Raw genomic sequence first — 19,761 nt, forward strand, 5'->3', positions numbered from 1 at the left:
AGCAGGTGCGTCGGGTGCGCCTGCGGTCATGCCGTCATTCGCGCGGTGGTGTCGAAGATGGCGAGCTCTTCGGGATGCAGTTGGTGCTGGACGACGAAGCTGCGGTCTTTCACTCGCCATAGCCCCTGACCAGTACCGAGCGCCGGCAGCAGGTTCATCTCCGTCCGGGTGAGGCCGAGCGCCGTGGCCGTTGATCCGAGCTGGTCCGGCTCCTGCCGGTACACGATGCGGGTTTCCGCGTTGGCGAGGAGGGACGATGCGAGCGCGCGCATTGCCGAGCCGGAGTCGCCGACGTTGTCCAGGTCGGAGAGCTTGTGGAAGATGAGCATGTTCGCGATGCCGAAGTGACGCGCCAGACGCCATTGGGCGTCCATCCGGCGGAGCAGCGCCGGGTAGGCCATCAAGCGCCAGGCCTCGTCGTAGATGACCCACCGTTGGCCGCCGGCCGGGTCGGCCAGCGCCGCCTCCATCCACGCCGATGAGCACGTCATCAGAACGGAGATGAGGGTGGAGTTCTCCGCAACGCGTGATAGATCGAGAGACACCATGGGCAGTGACGGGTCGAAGCGGACGGTGGACGGTCCGTCGAACAAGCCGGCAAGATCGCCCGCGACGAGTCTGCGGAGCGCGTGACCGACGAGCCGGCCGTCTTCCGCCAGTCGACGCGCCCGATCGTCGGCGTCGCTGGGCGAAAGAATGCGCTCAACGACCATGGGCAAGATCGGCACGTCCGCACTGCGGACGGCATCCGTCAGGGCAAGGTCAATTGCGGTGTGCTCCAAGGGCGTGAGCGACCGTTCTAATACCGTCTCAGCCAGCGCACCGATCAGGTCGCGCCGTCGGGCCGCGACCTGAGCGGTCCACTCGGAATCGGACAGCGCCGACGCGCGGTGGCCTTCATCGAGCGGGTTCAGACGGTTGCGGAGACCGTGACCGAGGATGATCGCGCGGCCACCAACGGCCTCTGCCACTGCGGTGTGCTCTCCCTTCGGATCTCCAGGGACGTAGACACGGCGACCGAAGGGCAGGGACCGGGAGTAGAGGGACTTGGCGAGCGAAGACTTGCCAGATCCGACGATGCCTGCCAGGACGACGTTCGGTGCGGTGATGAGCCCGCGTTGGTAGAGAACCCACGGGTCGTAGACGAACGAGCCGCCGGAGTACAAGTCTTGTCCGACGAAGACGCCGGCTGGCCCAAGCCCCGCCTCGGCGAGGAAGGGATAGTGGCCTGCGAGCGTGGCGGACGTGTCCTGATGCTGGGGCAGCCTCAGGCTACGGGGCATGCGCAGGGCAGCGGGCCCGGGTTCGCCCGCAGCAGGCAGAAACGCCGCGGCGCGGGCTTCGACACGCTCCGCGACCCACCTCTCTTTCGCCGCCCGCGCGTGGTCCCTCTGTGCGTCTGCCTCGAGCCGCGCGGCTGCGCGTTCGCGTTGGCGGCGCTGACGGCGATGCTCCCCGCTCGGGTTGACGAGCGCCGTCGCGTGCAGCTGTTCGTCGCTCCTCATAGCGCGACGCTCCTCGCTGGTGTCCGCTTGGCGCCCCGAGAACCCGTCCACACCGGGTGGATCGGGGTCCGCGATGGTGTCGTGCGCGCGTCTGCCCGCGGGGACGACGGCTCCTCGTCGTCCGGGCCACCCGGGAAGCGGCGCAGAAGCGAGACGTAGCCCAGCCGCGGATTGTGGATGAGCGCGTACCCACACACGCGGTCATCGCTTATGTGATCTGTCGGCCCTGCAGGGATGCCTTCGTAGACGTATCCGTTGACGAGTGCGGATTCGGTGGTTTCGTCTCCGTAGTCTTGCTGCGCGAGGTGCCGAATAGCAGCCCGCGGCCCGGATCGCTGAAGGATGTCGAGCGCGATGACCGCGTCAGCGCCCTGTAGGAAGATGACGTTGAGCCATCGCTCGCTCTTCTCGACGGGAGCCCACGCGACCCGCCCTGAGTCCTGCGAGGCAAGGTCGGCGGCGCCCTCGGCTGCGTCGAGCAGTTCACGGGTTCGGACGAGTGCCCATGCGGCGCCGTCTGCTTCTCGAGCCCCGAGCGCGGCGTCTCCGTCATCGGAGCGCGCCCGACCACGGTGGCGCATGTGGGCGTGAGCTAGCTGATCGGCTATCTGAACGAGCGAACGAAGACTGCCCAGGAGTTCACCGATCAAGGGGTACAGATCGGTGGGGTCGTCGAGGGCCGTTGTCGCGTGGGCCAGATCCGTCACCGCCGCCGAGGCAGTGGCACCGATCCGACGAGTGCTTCCGTGGGGTTCCATGGGATTCTCCAATCCACTCGCTGAGCTTTGTGGCCGGGTCATACCGGCCGGCACAGAGGGAGCGCGCTGGCGGTGAACGCCTGCGCCTGCTGACCGACCAGTCGGCGCGTCTCGCAGGAGGCTTGGATCGCCGCCTGTTCGACGGTCGCAACCGCGACATCGAGCTCGGTCAGCGTGGGAGCCGAAATGCTGATCAGCCCGACGGTCCGCAGCACGCCGTGGCCCGCTGTGAGGTCGGCTTCTTGCTGTAGTACGTCCTCGTACTCGGCCGTGGCAGCGGCATCCTCGATTTGACCGATGCGACGGCGCTGGTGTGCGTCGCTGATCAGCTCGGTCTTCTTGCGGCGGATGTCCCTCGCGGCGTGATCTGAGCGCACCGGAATGTAATGAAGCGCGACACTGCGCAGAACGCCGTTCGACAGCACAAGCGGTGACAGAAATCCGGGGTACACCTGCGACCGCGGCCATTCGCTGATCCACAGCACGACGTGGTGAGCGCTGTCGCTGCGCAATCCGGCCCAGCTCTCCGCGACGGCCACGGGGCCTGCGTTGGCTAGCGAACGGCCGGCCGACGGATGCCGCTCCAGACCGAGGCTCGCTGCCGGATCGTATGCGGACCGTAGTACCGCGGCGAGCTCACTCGGACCGAGCCAGTCGCCGGCGGTGAGGTCTGCGGCTCGCAGTGCGGCGGTGAGTGCCGCCATCTCTTGGCGAAGGACGGCCGCCGATCCGCGCATTCCTCCGCCGCCGGCCCGGATCTGTCGCGCGGCGGCCTTCAGATCCAGAGCGATGCTGATGGTTGTGGCGTGTCGCTCACCTGCTGGGCCCGCGCGCTCGATGAGTTCTCGGTAGGTCGTGGCCGCCCAGGTGCCGTCGTCCGATCCCTGACGCCCCCACCACTCGTCGAGCCCGGTTCCCGAGTCGAGCAGTGTCCGCTCGGATACCTGAAGTCGTGAGATACGACCCGAGCGGCATGCTCCCGCGAGCACGCGACCCCATCCGGTCACCCTCCGGTGCTGTTCCGAGGGATCGAGCAGCACGAACGCGGGGTGTGTAACAGTGAGAACCGCCGTGAGGGTCTGTCCGTGGGCGTCGTGGACCATCGCAGCGCCCGACTCGGCGTCCACCCACTCGCGCAACCGTGCGGCATCGCCGGGGAGCGCCAGCGTACCGGCGGGCCGGGGACGTTCGATCCGCTTGCGGTAGGACAGTTGTCCGGTCAGAGTTCGCCGCGACCATTGCCACAGGACCGGGGTCCACTCGACGAGCTTTCGACCGCCGACGCCGACACCGGCGACCAGAACCGCTGACCCCCAGATCGGTGCTGTCCACGCCACCGCCTCTGCGCCTGAGGTGTAGAGCGCGGCGACGATGGTCAGCAGCGCAATCGAGACGGCGATGAGCTGTGGAAGCGATAGACCGAGCAGGACGCCGCGACGGGTCAGTCGTGAGAACTGCACGGGCACCGGCTGAAAGCCCGAGTTTGATTCCGATCGTGTCATGGTCGCGTCTCTCCCTGTCGTGGCGGCACTCTCACCGGCGGCCGAGCTGCGGAGTTGTGATGTCCAGGTGCGGCCACACCGACAGGTGCCTCGTGGAGGCGGCCCTCTGCGCGCTGGCTCGAGGGAGCCGCACCCGCGGCGCCTGCGTTCTGGGTCTGAGCATCCGCGGCCCCGGCGATGGCGCTGCCGGCCTTCGGTCCCGTCGTTGCCGCGCCGTGGACCACAGCGGCACCGGCTGCAATCCCGGCACCGACAGCACCCGCTGTGGTGGCCGCCGGCGCTGATCCCCCGGAACCCGCCCCGGTGGATACACTGCCCGTCGCCGCCGCACCTCGATTCGCCGACGACCCAAGAATCTTCGCCGCGTTGCCAGCCATCGGGGCGCTCGGCACCGGGACGGGCCGGTTGAGCGATGATTTTGCTTCCTGCTCGCTCGACATCGCGTGGTACATGTCGAAGCCCACGAAGCTGAGGAACTTGTATGTGATGTACGGAGCAAAGGCGGCGATGAACATCAGCACAATCCCGGCGATGGGATCGCTTATCGATGCCAGATCGGCGTCGATGGGTGCCGAGACCTGAGCGACCGCCACGAGGAAGATCACAACCAGCACGAGCTTCGAGAGGATCAGCGCGACGACGAACGCCGCCCACTTGCCGAACCATCCTTTCGTCGCATCCCAGGTCGACCCCGCGAGGGCGATCGGACCGAACACGATCGCCACGAGAAGAAGCGCCTTGCGAATGAGGAGGGAGAACCAGACAATCGCCGCGGCACTGATCGCCAGTCCGGCCAGGAAGATTGTGACGATCGCTCCGACACCGGGCGTGGCGATATTGATCGTCGCAAGACCGGCGACGAGCAGCGCAATCCGGTCGCCGATGCCGGCCATCGTGTTACCGGTGGCATGCACGATGCCGATCGCGAGCTGATCGGTGATCTCGAGCAGGATCGCGGTGAGCGAGATGATGACGAAGGACCCGAGGATCGACTTGCCAAGCCCCAGCGCAGCTCTCGAAAGCGCGCCGGGGTCGCGCCGCACGAGCCCCGCGATGAGCTGAAAGCAGAAGAAGACGAGCGTGACGAAGATCGCGACGCCGAACAGAACGTTGAATACGTCGATGTACCCCGGGGCCGTGACGTCGACGAGAGTAGTGCTGTCGAAAGCTCGCCATACGGCCTCGAACAGCCACGCGGCCGCCGACCCCATCGCATAGGCGAGCCAATCGAAGGGTGCGCTGATGAGCGTCGCAGTCCCTGCGCCCACTGCGTCGCAGACAGTGGCGATGACCGGCACCTCGCAAACGCTCATCGCGACCGTCCCTGAAGTCCGCATGGTCTGTTCACACCGTCTGGCCGACGCCCCAGAAGAAGTTGATCAGCGTCACGGCGGCACCGCAGATGAGTGCGGCGCCGCACGACACGAGAACGCCGAGCTTGCCTCGCGATGCAAGGTGAGGGTTGGAGGTGTTTGCTCCGACGGCCCAGACAATTGCGGAGACGATCAAGGTGAGAACGCTCAAGATGAGGCCGATCGTCATCATTGCGCCGACGATGACTCGCAGCTGTTCGATCCCTGGGAGACCAGTGGCGTTCGGGTCGATGTCGATCACGGCGTTCTCCTCGCATGGCGTGATGGGTGCCGAATGAAAGGAGCGCCCGAGCTCCCAGCAGGGTCAGACCGGGCTACAGCCCCGCGCCTACACCGAGCAGGAAGTTGACCAGAGCGACGCTCGCGCCGGCGAGCGCGGCCGCACCACACGCGAGCCACACGCCCAGGCGTGCCCGTGCGGCTATTTGGTAATGCCCGTGACTCGTCGCCGAGGCCCATGTGACGGCGCAGACGAGCAGCATGAGCACGGCCGTGATGAGTGTGAACATCATCAGGGCGCCGATGATGTCGCGCAGCTGGTCGGCGCCACCGACGGCGCCGAAGTCGGGAAACACATTCGTCGTCATGCTGCGGTTGCGATGCAGCCGGCGGGTACGAAGCTCCCTACTCCGAGTCCCTGGGCGCCGTGCTCGGTGAGCCAGTCGATGGCGTTGACCGGCGGACTCGAGGGTCCTCCCGGGTGGACCTCGAGGTGCAGGTGGGTGCCTGTCGACCGACCGGACGATCCGACGTCCCCAATGTGCTGGCCCGCCGCGACAGTGCTGCCTGCGACCACATGGACGCCGGCATCCCACATATGAGCGTAAAAGGACGCGACAGGCTCGCCGTTGACGGTGTGCTCGATGATGATCAGATTGCCGAAGCCGCCGCGTGGACCCGCGAACGTGACGATGCCGTCCGCGATCGCCAGGATCGGTGTTCCGCCGGCGGCTGCGAAGTCGCTGCCCTCGTGGAACCTGCGTTCACCCGTGAAGGGGTCGGTGCGCCACCCGTAGCTCGAGGTGTCGGTGTACGTGCCAGGAGGAAGCGGGAAGACGATGCGCGTGGTCTCTGGCACCCGGGGGTCGCCATTACTCGCGTTGGAGGGTCGAGTGGTGAGCGCGTCCAGGATTGCTTCGGCGACGGTCTGATAGTTCTGGTATCGATCGGGATAGGCGCTGACCTCGACGGATTGGGCGGCAACGCCCGGGTCGGCCGATTGCCAGCCCTCGATATCCAATAGTCCTCGTGGCGAGCCGCTGTTGGGTCCGGTCGGCCCGCCATAGAACGCGCGCGCCTGATATGAGGCGTCCATGAGCTCGGCGACCGATCCCCAGCCCGCGATGGGTCGCATTTGAAAGAGTCCGAGTGAGTCGTGATCAGAGCCATCTCCGTCGTTGGGGAAGGTGACAGACTCCGGATATGCACCCGGGTTCGCCAGCATCCGCAATGTCGATTCCGTCAGGGCTGCCATGAGGGCGATGAGGACTCCTGGGCGACCGACGCCGACCGTCTCCGAGCCCACCGTGATGATCGTCGCGGCGTGAGTCAGCTGCTGTCTGTTGAGCGTGACCGTATGACCATCGCGCGTTCGAGCCGTCAGCGAATCGGGGATCTCGCCGACGTTGAGGCCGCTGATCGTGCACGCCACGGCGGCTGGGCTGAGAAGCGTCGCCACGGTGACGAGCCCGATCGAGGGGAGAGTGAGCGCGAGCACGAGCAGGATGCCGAAGAACCTTGCCATCGCATCACTCGAGCGGCTCGTTCACGCCTGAGAGTCGGAGGAGACGGCAGTCCCCTCCGCTGGGGCACGCGATGAAGAGAGTGAACGCCACCTTGCTCGCGGTCACAGCATGTTCGTCGTTCCACGTGCCGCCTCGATGACGGATGCCGCTGACCGTGTAGGCGATCGCGCCCGGCGGGAGCTGATCGGGCGCGGCCTGGGCCAGGGCCGTGGCCCAGGCATCGGGTACACGGATCGACTCGATAGTGAGCCATTGACGAGTCCCGTAGGCCTTGAGCTGCTCCCACTGCTCGATCGTGGGGAGGTAGCCGCGGACGTCGGCGGCGAGTCCGGCGGCTTCTTCCGGATCTCCGACGTCGATCAGCACTTGCGACCAGTCAGAGGGTCCTGCCGTGCCGCGCGTGTCCCATCCGAAGAGAGCGCTTGCCGTGATTTCCGCGAACAGTTCCGGGTTCTTCACGGCGGTAAGTGTTCGAGGGTGGGCGATGGGTGACGAAGGGTCGGCGGCCGTCGTGCCAACCGTTGATGCCGGCAGAGCACGGTCGTTTGCCGGACCTCGGAGCATCCCGTACACGCCGACCGTGATCAGCAGAGCCAGGATGCCCGCACCCGCGCACAGCGCAATGATGAGCCTGCGACGGTGCCGCTGAACATGCATGAGATCTCCCGTCGAGTGTGTCGAAGGTGTCGACGGAGAGGTGCGCGCAGGATTCCACCACGAAGGGTCAGCTGGCGCGTTGCGATGCCGCCGAGCCGTCACCACGTAACTGGCGTACCCGGTCAGCGAAGCGGATACTGCCCTCGAGAGTTGACTCGAAGCGGTCCCACTCGTCCTGTGCAAGCCCGGCGGCGATGACGGACGGATCGAACTCCTGCCACCAGTCCGCGAGGTCATCCCATGTGAAAACGAACCGCTTCAGTTCAGCCGACGGGACACCCTGAGACACTCGGCTGTTCGGATTCGAGGACCTCGGACGGGTCAGCGCTCTCACGACAACTTGCTTCGGGTCCTCACCCCACGAGGGCTCGTCACCTGCTCGCATCCTCGACGCCGCCTCGGCTGCAGCGCGGCGGGTTTCGATACTCTCGGTGCTCGTGCGAGCAACGGTATCGAGCTGCGAGAGGACCTGATCTTCACTGACCCGGCGGAATGCGGGCAGGACGGGAGCGCCGTTCTCTACCGCGTCCAGCTCACGTTGTGCGTGTTGACGGACTTCGGGTGGGAGGGACTCATCTGATGCGATGTCCTGCAGCCGCCCTATGCGTTCCAGCGTCGTGAAGGACCGTCGCCCGGTGACCAAGACGGCTGCCTGGGTGCGCGTGTCCCCTTCATTCCTTCCCGCCGGCGCCGTTAGCGTAACGGCGCCGTCCGGCTCACCAGTCTCCGCCACAGCTCCGAAGCGTGAAGCGATTTGCCGGCGGGCAGCATCCTCTGTGAGAAGTGCCTTGCACTCTCGATACAGAGCCGCCGCCTCCGTGGGCGACAGCGGCTTGTGAAGCGAGTTCTCATCCTGCTCGGCGAGCACCTGCGTGAGACGGTCCGAGATGCCGGCGCGCACCCAGACGCTGACCTTTCGGACGTCGAGCTGCCGCAGTGCGGCGAGTCGACGTGCCCCGCATACGAGGACCCCTTCCGGCGTGACGGTGATGGGCTGCAGGAGACCTTGGCGCTCGATCGACTCCGCGAGCGCCTCTACGTCTCCGAGATCGACGCGGTGCCGCGATCCCACCCGGATGGAATCGACGGCCCGCTCGAGCTCGATGTGCCCCTGCTGCTTCATGGCCGTCTTCTCGGTACGTTCTCGAGAAGGCAGGCAAGGACGCGGTCGTCATGGAGGAGCGATTCCAGCGACTCGCCAACAAGCAGTCGGAGAAGGATGCCTCGCCCTGTCGCCGTGTGCTCCTGCGTGGGGTCGGGGGAGCCGAGCAGGGTGCGTAGCATTGCACGCCAGGCCGTCTGTGTAACATCCAGCAAGGCCCGCGCGGCGTGATCGCGGCGAAGTTGCTCGAATGCAGCAGGTCGCGAGGAAGCGTCGGCGAGTCGAGCGCACACGTACTCGACCCCGGCGCGAGCGGTATCGGCGGGCCAGCCGACCAGCGCGAACAACGCGATGGCATCCTCCATCGCAGACTCGACTGCTCCGGACTGCTCCGGCTCATCGCGATCGAACGGCTGGACCCTGAACGCAGGGTGGTAGTCGATCAGTGCGTTCTCACGGTCGCTGAAGCGCTCGGCATCGTGGAAGACGGAGTAGCGGGGTCGGCGCGCTTGATGCACGGAGCACAGAAGACCGCGCGCCCGTTCTTCCGCGATGCACGTGACCTGCACGGCCCGCGTCACGATGGCCCACGGGTCTTCGGCGCGGCGCGTGGAGGTCGCGCGCATGGCATCGAACGCGGCGGCCGCCGCCTCCCATGGGTCCAGGCCGTGCTTGCGAGCGAGCGCGGCGTAGCGCGACGCTGCGTAGGTCATGAGGTCGGCGACCTCTCGGTCCGATTGCCACCCGTCAGCGTTATCGCTCATGCGATCGAGCACTGTGCGCAGACCCTCTGAGTCTTTGAACGCGCTCTTCGCAGTGTGAACTGCCTCTGGCATGATTGCACCTCCTGGCTGGGAGGTGCGCAGGTCGTTCGCGGGGGCCGCTGGATAGGCGCGACTCGATTTCGAGCCCGCCACGATCAACTCCGCCCGAGCGCGTCGGGTCTGATGCTCGGGCGGCTGCGCCCGAATGCATCAAGCGGAGGAAGCGCCGAGCTGCGATTGAGGATGGCGCGGTGCGTGGCCTCCGCGGGATGCCGGAGTCGTCGAGCGAGTTCGGCCTCGAAGTCGATCCCGCGCCCTGCAACCCGTCCAGCTCCCGTGCTGATGAGGTCGGACATGCGAACCCATGCGACGCCATGTCCGGGAGTGAGGCTTGCCCGAAGCCGCTGTTCCGTCGCGGCACGGTCGAGGTGGGCGCCGTGAGCGTGATCCTCCGCCATTAGTTCAAGAGCCGCGCTCTCCGTGAGGGGCTTGAGAGTGCCTTCCCTCTTCGTATTCGGCGAATCGTGCATGGTTCAATTCCTCTCCGTGAGTTCGTTCTGTTGTCTGCCTACGGCCACGTGGTCCTGCAGCCATCTACCGACTGTCGATGGGTGAACGCCGAGGCTTTGCGCGATCGCGCGATTCGACCATCCGCGTGCGCGCAGTTCGGCCGCGCCATCTGGTCCGGCCTCCACCGGCTCGGTCAGCGCATCGTCCAAGACCACCTGCAGTTGCGTGGGCGCATCGGCGACCATGTCGACCGCGCTCGCGGCTTCGAGGTCCGCCTCCACCGCGGCCGGTTTCGATGCGTGTCGGGTCAGGATTGATGTGAGATGCGTGATGGCAAGCAGCACGAGCGGGGGGACGGCCGCGACGGCCGCTGCCAATACGAGGGGCACTTCCGAAGTCGCGGTCAGGATTGCGTGGAGAGCGTTGCCTGCCACGGAGATGAGAGCGCCTGCGAAGAGCAGCAGCCACGGGTACCATGCCGCTTGCGTTCCCGCGAGGACGACGACGGCGACTGTTGCGACGACGATGATGCCGTCCACGATCAGCGGCCAGGTCCACGCCTGTTCGGCGCCCAACCCAGAGCGCCGGGCCAGGTCGGCGAGTGACGTGAACGAGAGCCAGAACGCGCCGGCCGCAATGAAGATGGTGCCGACGACGGCGGTCAGCATCGCAAGTCGGATGCCGCCTCTCGCCCGAGTCACGGGAACCTCCGTGCTGAGGTCGCGAGTCGCGGCTCTGGCGGTCCGTCGGCGATTTTCAGCGCAGCTGTGTGTGCTCGGTTCGGCAAGGTGTGCCGGCACGCCGACGTCACCGTTCGCTCGATCTCTTGCGCGTCCAGCCCGATCTGCTCCGCAGCGGGGCCGAGGACATCGACGATGGCCTCGGCGACCACTCCTGCTTCGCTCAGTCGGCATGCCGCCCAGAACAGTCCGTGGTTGCGTTCCCCCTCGCGCAGCCGCGAGACCCAGCGGCCGAGCGCTTCGCTGCTGACAGCGCCCTGGGGTGCGCGAGTCTCTTGTGCTGGTTGCGGATCGACGAACTCACGGAGTGCTCGGGCATCGATCGGCCGCGCTGGAGCGGACGACAGCGAGAACGGACGGTACGACATTGCGCCGTTAGCAAGGAGCGCGATGGAGGGCGGAACGACGACGTAGCCCCCGTCACCCCGGAAGTCGATGTGTGAACGAGCTGCCTGCCAGCATCGCTGCGGACTTGTATTCACAGGGAAGTAGATGTGCAGCCCGCCCGATGGCGTCCGCACCCGCGCAATCTCGCCATCGAGCAGCCCCGCGCTGACCGCGCTTCGGAGCATGGGGAAGCCTGATCCCTCAGGTTTGATGTCCACGTCGACGACGTCGATGCCCGACGTCTGCCCGGTCGGCATCCCGATGTTCGCCCGCGGCGAGCGACGCCACCATGCCGTGATCTGCTTGAGATCGCATGTGGCGGCAAGGAAGCCTGCGCCGGTCAGCGGCCGCTTCCCGCCCGGCTCGCAGGGAAAGATCGGCAGCCCTGCCGTCGCAAACCGGATCGCCGCGTCGCGCGCGCCCAGAGTACGGACTTGCAGCAGCACATCGGCGATCGTCATGACATGCTCCGGGTCCGGGTGAATTCGGTGAGCCGCGGGGGAGTCGGCGAAGAAGGTACAAACCGTTGCGGCTGCTCCGCCGGTCCGGAACGGTCCAGTTCGAGAGGACGACCCGCTCCGATCTGGTCGGTGGGAAGCGCCTCGAGGATCGCGACCGCAGTGCGTCGGACACGCTCACCGGTCCGCTGAACGATGGCCACGGCATCCGAATCGGGAACGGCCGTTGCCCAGCCTGCGACGTAGGGGATCGTGTATTCCTGAGTGTCCATGCCGTGAGCCGCGGCGACCATGAGTGCGACCGATTCGGCCTCGACTTCTCCGATGCCGCGGTGAGAGAGTGCCTCATGGTTGGGGCCGTGCAACCGGATGTGGGCGAGTTCGTGCGCCAGGGTCTTCGTGCGCGCCGCCGCGTCGAGATCGTCGCGGATCGCGACGTGCCGCATCGAGAAGTCCGTCCGTCCGTTGGCCCCGCCCAGGGGCGACGCGTCGGCGACCAACGACAGAGTGAAACCTTCCGTCTCCATCAACATCGCAAGTCCCTCCCATAGACCGGTGGGAGCGGAGCCCCGCAGAAGCTGAGGATGCGGGAACTCCGCGACGGGAGGACCATTCGTCTGGGCAATGTCCCAGACATACGCGGGCCGGGTGCCGGTGATACCGGCACGCACCGCTTCGCCTGACCGTGGACGCTCGCGAGGTGAGAGTCGACGCCAGGACGAGGCGTCTAGGGGGGTGGTGGTCGCGAATCGCGCCGTGCGCGGCGCGAAGATCATGTAGCCGTGCTGGCCCGCGACCACGCTGCGGCCAAGTGCCTGCCACTGCTTGAAGCCTGCAACATAGGTCGGCAGGGGTTCGGTGACCGTGCCTGCCTCGAAAGCAGCGACGTGCTGTGCCCAGATGAGGAGGGTGTTGTTGAAGGACCGAGAGCGGAAGTGGGCTGCGAACTCGAGCGCCCGCTTCCAGTCGTCGCTCTCGATCAGCACCTCGACGGAGCGAACGAGTCGATCGTGCAACTCGTTCAGCTTCGACTCGGACTCGGGCCTTGGCATCTGGTCGGACACGACGATCACCTCTCCTGAGTGACGGCGCCTCATCACGAGGGCATCCATGACACTGAGGTGCTCCATGGGGAGCAGTTGAGGCACTCTGCGAGACCACACCGCCGGAGCGGGGTCATTCGAATGCGAAAGTGCAAGCTCGAGGGCTCGGAGTTCGTCTCTCCGAGGGGCGTCTTTGAAAGTCGGCAGCGTCAGTCTGTCGCCGGCTGGTGCATCAGCTCTTCGTCACGGACCCTCCTTTGAGCATGCTCAAAATCTTCATTCACTGGTTTACCACCACCTTTGAGCATGCGCAACCATTGCTTTGAGCATGCCCAACCCGTAGATTGAGCATGCCCAAGCATGGGTGCGACACGACGATTGCCTTGCCTTGCCCGAGGGTGAAGGGTGCTCCAGCGAAATGACAGAAGATGATGACAGGTCAGCTGCACAGGATCTGGCGAAGCGCCTCAGGCTCTTGCTTGATGTGTCCATCGCGGAGTCCGGAGCCGAGCCGACCTACGCGCAGATCGCTGCGTTTCTCGAGTCGCGCGGGGCGCGTCTGTCTCGGTCACGATGGACGTACATGGTGAACGGTCACCGATACGTCAGAGACCCCGTCATCGTCGACGGGTTGGCGGCGTACTTCGACGTGGATGCTCCATTCCTTCTCGGCGAGGAGGGAGCGCCGACGCCCGAGAAGGTGAATGCGCAGATAGACCTCATTCGCGCAATGCGTGCGGCGCGAGTCAAGTCGTATGCCGCGCGCACGTTGGGCGACGTGTCACCGAAGGCACTTCAAGCGATCAGCAAGTTCCTGGATGAGGAAATGACGCAAACCTGAGCAGTGCCCCGCCGGTCCTCGCCGACCCGCCCGTGCGCATGCTCGCGGAAGGGAGTTGAGACACGTGAACATCGAACAGACCGTGTCTACAGCCGTGCAAGAACTCGCGCTGGGCAGTGCGTTCAGCTTCGACGAACTGGTCAGCGCTCTACAGGAGCGTCGCAACAGAACACTTCGAATCATTGAGCTGGTCGATCTCGGCGATCACGACGGGATCTGCGCCGTGTGGCTGATCACCGATTCTGAGGATCTCGTCCTCCATGCGCACAGCGATTCGGTGCTTCACCGCCAGCAGTTCGTGCTCCATGAGTTTGCCCACATGATTCTCGGCCACGGCGATGACGACGACTACTTTGTCGACGACTTCCTGCTTCCCGACATCCCGCCCCACACCCGTCGTCGCCTCCTTGCCCGGCAGGACCTCGACTCCGAGAGCGAAGTCGCTGCGGAGTCCCTCGCTGATCGCTTGGCTGCTGCGATCAGAGGGTCGGCATTCACGAAGTCCCGCTACTTGGAGATCTTCGGATGATCCAAACAGTGATCGCGGCGCTGATGTGGGTGCTCGTCGTCAGTCTGTTGATCCTGCGCCGGCGGAGGGCGGAGCGCAGCATCCTCTACGCCGCAGTCACGATCGCGGTTGCCATGACCCTCAACGTCGACGCTGTCTATCTGCCGGTCGATGCACTCCTGGGTGGCGCGAACATCGGGACTCTCATCGCTGACGCCGCTTTGATGGTCGGTGTCTTCTTCCTTGGCCGAGGCATCATGAAGGCAGCCGAGTACCACCCGCTTCCCGTTCGAATCGCGCTCGGCCCCGTCACGCTCGTCGTGGCGCTTGCGAGTCTCGTCATCGCGTTCGTCCTGATCGACAAGGGCTCCACGACGACGAACTTCATGCTCGACCTGGGAGCGCAGTCGGCGGCGGCTTGGTATTCCGTCATCCAGTTCACGTACTACGGCGTCGTGGTCGCGGCCATGGGCGCAGTTGCCACACGCCAGTTCCGACTTCGCCGCGGTATTCGACGCATCCCGGCCGGTTCGCTGATCGTCGGGGCGATCTTCGGCGTTCTGCTGAGCTTCGTTGTCATTGTGATGGACATCGCGCATCTCGTGGGTGACCTCGATCTGATGGTTGGGGTTGGCGCCGCATACGCCCCGCTGTTTCTCCTGACGTTTCTCTTCCTGTGCATTGGTCTCGCGGGGCAGCCGGCGCTTCGCTTCATCGACGAGCGCACAAGGCTGACCCGCACGCGGAATCTTGTCCAGCAACTCACGCCGTTGTGGAATGCCGCCACCCGGCTCCGCCCCGGCCTGATCCAGCGAGATGCAACGGCGATCCGGCTCGAGGATCCGGAAACGCTGCTGCACCGCGAGGTGGTGGAGATCCGCGACGCGATGATCGATTCACGGGTCGCGTTCGACCCGACGAGCGACGACCGTTACCTACTGGAACGTGCCGAGGCGCATCTGCTTGGCTCAGATGTGCGGTGAACAGGTCCTACCGCGGACGATGGAGCGAGCATCAAGGTTGCGTTCGATGAAGATGCTGGGATGGATGCTGGGCGCTGTGGCCGCATCTGCGCTGGCCGTGGGCGGCGTCATAGCCCGCCGGCTCACCGCTCCTCCCGCTCGCCGACGCTTCGAACTCGTGATTCGGGACGTCGAGATGGAACCCGAGTCCGTGGTGGTCGTCGTCGACCGAAATCGGCAGACCATCCGACGTGGCAGTTACGCCCTCCTGTTCGAGGACGGCGGATGGGCGCAGCTCGCCGACGACGTTACTGATCGCGGGCCGGAACGAGTCGAACGCCGTGTTACGAAACTCTCGGCCGGGCTGAGGCCCTCGGTCGGGGATCGCGCCTCTTGGAGCGGTATCTACTTCGCAACGCCGGCCGAGGCAGGCATTGAGGCGCAAAAAGTGGACCTGCCGACGCCCGTCGGGATTGCCCCAGCATGGTTGCTCGAGGGTACGGGTCAAAATGCATCAACTTGGGCAATTCACATTCACGGAATGGGCAGCCCTCGTTCGGGGCCGCTGCGCGGCGCGCGCGTTGCAGATGAACTCGGATACACCTCGCTCGTCTTGAGCTACAGAAACGACGGCGACGGACCCTCGGTAGGCGGCCGGCGCTCGATGCTCGGGGCTGCGGAAGTCGACGATGTCGCCGCAGCCGTGCATTTCGCTGTTAGTCGCGGAGCGCAACGTGTCGTGCTCTTCGGGTGGTCCATGGGCGCGGCCATCGCGTTGCAGCTCGTGTTGGACGCAGCCATCTCGCCGCACATCGACGCACTGGTCCTCGAATCACCGGTACTCGACTGGGTCGCAACGGTGAAAGCCAACTGTGTACGTGCCGGGCTGCCCGCGGCTGCAGGATGGCTCGCGGTGCCTTGGCTTGCGTTCGGCCCGCTCTCCCGCGCAATCGGACTTCCCGGGCCGATTCCGTTTCGTGTGCTCTCCTGGATGGCCCACGCGCACGAGCTCGAGACGCCGACCCTGATTCTTCACGGCACGCGGGATGACTCCACACCGCTTCAATCCGCTCGTGCGCTCGCCGAGATCCGACCCGACAGCGTTCACCTCGAAGAATTCGACGCCGGCCACACGATGACCTGGAATTCCGACCCTGAGCGCTGGGAACGGATCGTCTCATCCTGGCTATCGACGCGACTCCCGAAGGGCTGACCGCACACTTCCGACGGCGCCGGCGGAACCGCATCAAGAGCGGACACGCCTCTTGCAGATCGAGGGCGCGCACCTCCTCCCCGAAGAGCGGAGGTGGAGCGGTGACGGTGTCGATGCGGGTCATGAGTGCCGGCGACGGCTACAAGTACCTGCTTCGCACCGTGGCCGCAGGGGACGGAGCGCGCTCGCTGTACACGCCCTTGACCCGCTACTACAGCGCCGAAGGAACTCCGCCAGGGCGGTGGATGGGAGCCGGTGTCAACACCCTGGCTTCCGGCATTCGTGAAGGAGACACCGTCACCGAGGCTCAGTTGCAGCTCCTCATCGGAATGGGTCGCCACCCCATTAGCGCCGAGCCGCTCGGCCGCGCCTATCCGCAATACGGGTCTGGCGACGCGCAGCGAGCAGGTCAGCGTGCCGTGGCCGGCTACGACTTCACGTTCTCGATCCCGAAGTCGGCGAGCGTACTTTGGGCCGTTGCCAACGCCGACACGCAGGCGACCATCGCGCGTGCGCATCATCGTGCGGTTGCGCACGTCGTTGCTTACATCGAGCGCGAAGTTGCATCGACGCGCACGGGCGCAGCCACAGGCGACGGGGCGGTTGCGCAGGTCGGGGTGAACGGAATCATTGCAACAGCGTTTGATCATTTCGACAGTCGTGCCGGTGATCCGCATTTGCACACCCACGTGGTCATGAGCAACAAGGTGCAGACGGCACTCGATGGCAAGTGGCGGTCGCTGGATGGCAGGCCCCTGCATGCAGCGGTGGTTGCGCTGTCGGAATTGCATGAAGCGATCTTCAGTGACGAACTTGCACGCTCAATCGGCGTTGCGTGGGAAGCGCGCGATCGTGGCCGTGACCGAAATAGAAGTTGGGCGATCGTCGGCGTTCCAGAAGAACTCGTCGCTGAGTTCTCTACTCGAGCGCACGCCATCGACGACGAAACGGATCGACTCATCGCAACCTATGTTGCAGCGCGCGGTCACCGCCCGGGTGCCGCAACCATCATGAAGCTGCGCGCGCAGGCGACGCTGTCGACGCGTCCAGAAAAGCAACTGCAATCCCTGGCGGAGCTGACCGCTGGGTGGCGCGAACGCGCATCCCGGCTACTTGGACAAGATGCAACGGGGTGGGCAAACGCCCTGCGTGCCAACTCCAAGCCGCAGGCACTGATGCGAGCCGTCGACTTCCCTCCTGATCTTGTTGCCGCCATGGGGACCAACGTAATGACTGCGGTGGCTGAGAAACGTACGACATGGCGTCGTTGGAATTTGGTCGCAGAGGCGGCACGCCAGACAATGCCGGTGCGTTTCGTGTCGGCATCCGATCGCGTGATGGTCGTCGAGCAGATTGCTGATGCCGCCGAGCGCGCGTCCCTTCGCCTGTCACCTCCTGAGGTCGCTGAGAGCCCGCTCGCGTTTCAGCGTGCCGACGGATCCTCGGTCTTCCGTGCGCGTCGAAGTGCATTGTTCACCGCAACGATGATGCTCGAGGCCGAGTCCCGACTGCTCGATCGGTCACACGACAGAAGCGCACCCCGCATTCGGGTGACGCACCGGAATACCGGGAGCGGCGGACGCAACGGTATAGCGCTCGGCGCCGATCAGCAGGCGGCGCTCGACTTGATAGGGAGATCCGGGCGGACAGTTGATGTGCTCGTCGGCGCCGCCGGCACAGGCAAAACAACGGCGATGCGTGCATTGCGCGAGGCATGGGAGTCCGCTTACGGCCAGGGGTCCGTGGTCGGGCTCGCCCCCTCGGCGGGCGCAGCACACGTGCTCGCTGAGGATCTCGGCATTCCCACGGAGAACACCGCGAAGTGGTGGACGAATCATCTGATCCACGGCGAAACCTTCGCTGTCGGGCAACTGGTCATCATCGATGAGGCATCTCTCGCCGGCACGCTCTCGCTGGATCGGATCAGCGCATGCGCAGCGGATGCTGGGGCAAAGGTGCTCCTTGTCGGCGACCAAGCCCAGTTGCAGGCGGTTGATGCAGGAGGGGCGTTTGGCCTGCTCGTTCACGATCGGGATGACGTGCCTGAACTTGTCGACATCTACAGATTCATACATGAATGGGAGAAGGACGCTTCCGTCCAGCTTCGTGAAGGCGATGTCGACGCGATCGAGGCATACGCAGAGCACGGGCGGGTGATGGAGGGCGACGGGGAGGCGATGATCGACGCAGCGTACGCCCAATGGCGCCAGGACTTGAGTCGGGGCAAGTCGACGATCCTCGTTGCGGACTCGAACGACGCTGTCGCAGCGCTCAATATCCGTGCCCGCGCGGAGCGCATCCTTGACGGCGAAATTCGAGGGTTGAAGGAGGTGAACCTGCATGGAGGAAGTGCTGCGGCCGCTGGGGACATCATTCTCACGCGGCGCAATGATCGCACGCTGCGCACTGGCAGAACGTGGGTGCGCAACGGTGATCGATGGAGCGTCATCGAGGTCTTGAATGACGGCGGGATGCTGGTGCGTCGGGCCGGTCGGAAATGGGGAGCGACTGTGCGCTTGCACGCCTCCTACGTCGCTGCGCACGTCGACCTCGGATACGCGATCACCGCGCACCGTGCGCAGGGGATCACTACAGACACGGCCCATGTCCTCGCGCGGTCGGGGATGACGCGCGAGAGCTTCTATGTCGCAATGACGCGAGGACGCGAGACCAACACCGCGTACGTCGCGGTAGACCTTCCCGAAGGTGCTCACTCCGGACCGCACCCCGGAGATCCCCTTGATGTCACAGCCCGCACCGTGCTGAACGGCGTCATGCACCACGTCGGCGCGGAGTTGTCGGCACACGAGACGATCGTCTTGGAGCAAGACCGATGGGGATCCATTGCTCAGCTCGCCGCAGAGTATGAAACCATCGCGGCCGCCGCGCAACGCGAACGGTGGGTCTCGCTGATCGAGAGCTCCGGACTGACGAGCGTCGAGGCGTCGGCCGTGATCGAGTCCGAAGCCTTCGGACCCCTGACTGCTGAGCTTCGCCGTGCCGAGGCCCATCGCCACGACGTCGTCCAGCTGTTCTCCGCCGTCGTGCGCTCGCGCGGGCTGGATGGGGCCGACGACTACGCAGCGGTGCTGTTGTCCCGGCTTTCAATGCTGACAGACAGCGAAACCTCACGGGGCCTCGGCCGCAACGCGCCGAGGCTGATCGTCGGACTCATAGCCGAGGCGCTGGGGTCGATGAGCCCTGATATGCGCCGGGCTCTAGACCAACGCCGAAATCTGATGGAAAGACGCGCCCAACACCTTGCAGAGGACGCGCTCGCAGGGCACGAGGCGTGGGCAAGCGAACTCGGCTCCGAGCCCGATGGGTCTGTCGCGGCGACGTGGAGGCGCCAGGCGCGAGTGGTGGCGGCGTATCGGGACAGGTACGGGGTTGCTGGACATCACGCCCTCGGCCCCGCTCCGGCAACGGCCGCGCAAGAGCGGGATGCCGCACGGGCACGGGCAGCGATTGAGATGGCGCACCGCCTGGCGCGAACGACGCGTGACCAGCGTCGAGAAACACGGGGGACCGGTCGCGAACTCGATGCCCCCGTTCGTTGATGGTCTTCCCCATGTCGGTCCGGCGTTCTACCCTGGTCTCAGGCAACCTCATCCGCGCCGCCGCTCAGCGCGTCGGTACGACAGGCCTTTCGGTCAGTCCCTCCCTGTTCTCGTTGCCGAACACATGGAGGGC

Annotated in this window: 17 protein-coding genes; 5 read left to right on the forward strand and 12 right to left on the reverse strand. The window is 65.6% G+C overall.

Translation table 11 applies throughout. From position 1 onward, the window contains the following. Nucleotides 1–26 precede the first annotated feature (26 nt). The 12 genes from BM349_RS16525 to BM349_RS16590 all read right to left on the reverse strand — a co-directional run bounded on the left by BM349_RS16525 (nt 27) and on the right by BM349_RS16590 (nt 12,631). Nucleotides 27–1,505, reverse strand: a complete 1,479-nt coding sequence (locus BM349_RS16525) for a VirB4 family type IV secretion system protein (protein WP_091709454.1) — start codon at nt 1,503–1,505, stop codon at nt 27–29. A 796-nt stretch (nt 1,506–2,301) separates the two neighbouring features. Beyond that, nucleotides 2,302–3,765: an SCO6880 family protein gene (locus tag BM349_RS16535; RefSeq protein WP_091708424.1), complete on the reverse strand. Its 1,464-nt coding sequence runs from the start codon at nt 3,763–3,765 to the stop codon at nt 2,302–2,304. Continuing rightward, on the reverse strand, nt 3,762–5,078 hold the full coding sequence (locus BM349_RS16540; RefSeq protein WP_091708426.1) for a TrbL/VirB6 family protein: 1,317 nt from the start codon (nt 5,076–5,078) through the stop codon (nt 3,762–3,764). The genes BM349_RS16535 and BM349_RS16540 overlap by 4 nt, the downstream gene beginning before the upstream one ends. A gap of 31 nt (nt 5,079–5,109) precedes the next feature. Then, on the reverse strand, nt 5,110–5,379 hold the full coding sequence (locus tag BM349_RS16545; RefSeq protein WP_091708428.1) for a DUF6112 family protein: 270 nt from the start codon (nt 5,377–5,379) through the stop codon (nt 5,110–5,112). A gap of 73 nt (nt 5,380–5,452) precedes the next feature. After that, nucleotides 5,453–5,725: a DUF6112 family protein gene (locus BM349_RS16550; RefSeq protein ID WP_091708430.1), complete on the reverse strand. Its 273-nt coding sequence runs from the start codon at nt 5,723–5,725 to the stop codon at nt 5,453–5,455. Next, nucleotides 5,722–6,882 carry a M23 family metallopeptidase gene (locus BM349_RS16555; protein WP_091708432.1) on the reverse strand — a complete coding sequence of 387 codons (1,161 nt, stop codon included), beginning with the start codon at nt 6,880–6,882 and terminating at the stop codon, nt 5,722–5,724. Before BM349_RS16555 ends, BM349_RS16550 begins: the two co-directional genes overlap by 4 nt. Before the next feature lie 4 nt (nt 6,883–6,886). After that, entirely contained in the window at nt 6,887–7,342 is a 456-nt protein-coding gene (locus BM349_RS16560) for a hypothetical protein (RefSeq protein ID WP_254773952.1), read from the reverse strand. A gap of 265 nt (nt 7,343–7,607) precedes the next feature. Then, nucleotides 7,608–8,663 carry a ParB/RepB/Spo0J family partition protein gene (locus BM349_RS16565; RefSeq protein WP_091708438.1) on the reverse strand — a complete coding sequence of 352 codons (1,056 nt, stop codon included), beginning with the start codon at nt 8,661–8,663 and terminating at the stop codon, nt 7,608–7,610. After that, entirely contained in the window at nt 8,660–9,406 is a 747-nt protein-coding gene (locus BM349_RS16570) for a hypothetical protein (protein ID WP_254773954.1), read from the reverse strand. The genes BM349_RS16565 and BM349_RS16570 overlap by 4 nt, the downstream gene beginning before the upstream one ends. 533 nt (nt 9,407–9,939) lie before the next feature. Next, nucleotides 9,940–10,584: a DUF2637 domain-containing protein gene (locus BM349_RS16580; protein WP_091708448.1), complete on the reverse strand. Its 645-nt coding sequence runs from the start codon at nt 10,582–10,584 to the stop codon at nt 9,940–9,942. A 29-nt stretch (nt 10,585–10,613) separates the two neighbouring features. Then, nucleotides 10,614–11,504, reverse strand: coding sequence for a bifunctional DNA primase/polymerase (locus BM349_RS16585; RefSeq protein WP_091708451.1), 891 nt, complete (start codon nt 11,502–11,504; stop codon nt 10,614–10,616). Next, complete coding sequence (locus BM349_RS16590; RefSeq protein ID WP_139230955.1) at nt 11,501–12,631, reverse strand: ArdC-like ssDNA-binding domain-containing protein; 1,131 nt, start codon at nt 12,629–12,631, stop codon at nt 11,501–11,503. The genes BM349_RS16585 and BM349_RS16590 overlap by 4 nt, the downstream gene beginning before the upstream one ends. 331 nt (nt 12,632–12,962) lie before the next feature. Between BM349_RS16590 and BM349_RS16595 the strand changes: the two genes are divergently transcribed. The 5 genes from BM349_RS16595 (at nt 12,963) to mobF (ending at nt 19,628) form a co-directional block, all read left to right on the forward strand. Beyond that, a complete protein-coding gene (locus BM349_RS16595) occupies nt 12,963–13,385 on the forward strand; it encodes a hypothetical protein (protein WP_091708456.1) in 423 nt (140 codons plus the stop codon). A gap of 64 nt (nt 13,386–13,449) precedes the next feature. Beyond that, nucleotides 13,450–13,914, forward strand: coding sequence for an ImmA/IrrE family metallo-endopeptidase (locus tag BM349_RS16600; protein ID WP_091708459.1), 465 nt, complete (start codon nt 13,450–13,452; stop codon nt 13,912–13,914). Between the two features lie 8 nt (nt 13,915–13,922). Further along, nucleotides 13,923–14,876 carry a DUF6545 domain-containing protein gene (locus tag BM349_RS16605; protein WP_254773955.1) on the forward strand — a complete coding sequence of 318 codons (954 nt, stop codon included), beginning with the start codon at nt 13,923–13,925 and terminating at the stop codon, nt 14,874–14,876. Between the two features lie 46 nt (nt 14,877–14,922). Beyond that, entirely contained in the window at nt 14,923–16,068 is a 1,146-nt protein-coding gene (locus tag BM349_RS16610) for an alpha/beta hydrolase (protein ID WP_254773957.1), read from the forward strand. A 113-nt stretch (nt 16,069–16,181) separates the two neighbouring features. Continuing rightward, nucleotides 16,182–19,628, forward strand: a complete 3,447-nt coding sequence (mobF, locus tag BM349_RS16615; protein WP_254774012.1) for a MobF family relaxase — start codon at nt 16,182–16,184, stop codon at nt 19,626–19,628. The last annotated feature ends 133 nt before the right edge of the window (nt 19,629–19,761 follow it).

The sequence above is a fragment of the Microbacterium sp. cf046 genome (assembly GCF_900114345.1).
Classification (GTDB): Bacteria; Actinomycetota; Actinomycetes; order Actinomycetales; family Microbacteriaceae; genus Microbacterium.